Source organism: Acinetobacter sp. 251-1 (assembly GCF_030329305.1).
In the GTDB taxonomy this organism is placed as follows: Bacteria; Pseudomonadota; Gammaproteobacteria; order Pseudomonadales; family Moraxellaceae; genus Acinetobacter; species Acinetobacter piscicola_A.
Map to the genome: position 1 here is coordinate 1 of NZ_JACANS010000055.1, position 1,193 is coordinate 1,193.

Annotated in this window: 1 protein-coding gene; it reads left to right on the top strand. The window is 43.8% G+C overall.

Annotation, left to right across the window (positions count from 1 at the left end; all coding sequences use genetic code 11):
- Position 1: 1 nt before the first annotated feature.
- Complete coding sequence (tuf, locus tag HX129_RS17675; protein WP_174493252.1) at positions 2–1,192, top strand: elongation factor Tu; 1,191 nt, start codon at positions 2–4, stop codon at positions 1,190–1,192.
- The last annotated feature ends 1 nt before the right edge of the window (position 1,193 follow it).

Genomic DNA, 1,193 nt, shown 5'->3' on the forward strand with positions numbered 1-1,193 from the left:
CATGGCTAAGGCTAAGTTTGAACGTAATAAGCCACACGTAAACGTGGGCACAATCGGTCACGTTGACCATGGTAAAACAACTTTAACAGCTGCAATTGCAACTGTATGTGCAAAAACTTTTGGTGGCGAAGCGAAAGACTACGCTGCAATTGACTCTGCACCAGAAGAAAAAGCACGTGGTATTACAATTAATACTTCTCACGTAGAATACGATTCTCCAATCCGTCACTACGCGCACGTAGACTGCCCAGGACACGCCGATTATGTTAAAAACATGATCACAGGTGCTGCTCAAATGGACGGCGCGATCCTTGTATGTTCAGCGACTGATGGTCCTATGCCACAAACTCGTGAACACATCCTTCTTTCTCGTCAAGTAGGTGTACCTTACATTCTTGTTTTCTTAAACAAATGTGACATCGTTGATGATGAAGAGTTAATCGAATTAGTTGAAATGGAAGTTCGTGAACTTCTTTCTACTTACGACTTCCCAGGTGATGACACTCCAGTAATCCGTGGTTCAGCTTTAGCTGCACTTAACGGTGAAGATGGTCAATACGGTGTTCCAGCTGTACTTGCACTTGTTGAAGCGCTTGACACTTACATTCCAGAACCAGAACGTGCAATCGATAAAGCATTCTTAATGCCAATCGAAGACGTATTCTCAATTTCTGGTCGTGGTACAGTAGTAACAGGTCGTGTTGAGTCTGGTATCGTTAAAGTCGGCGAAGAAGTTGAAATCGTTGGTATTAAAGATACAGTTAAAACAACTGTAACTGGCGTAGAAATGTTCCGTAAATTGCTTGACGAAGGTCGTGCAGGTGAGAACTGTGGTATTCTTCTACGTGGTACTAAACGTGAAGACGTACAACGTGGTCAAGTATTGGCTAAACCAGGTTCAATCAAACCACACACTAAATTCGACGCAGAAGTATACGTACTTTCTAAAGACGAAGGTGGTCGCCACACTCCATTCCTTAACGGTTACCGTCCACAGTTCTACTTCCGTACAACTGACGTAACTGGCGCAATCTCTTTGAAAGAAGGCGTTGAAATGGTTATGCCTGGTGACAACGTAGAAATGTCAGTAGAATTGATCCACCCAATCGCAATGGACCCAGGTCTACGTTTTGCGATCCGTGAAGGTGGTCGTACAGTGGGTGCTGGTGTAGTTTCTAAAGTTACTGCATAAT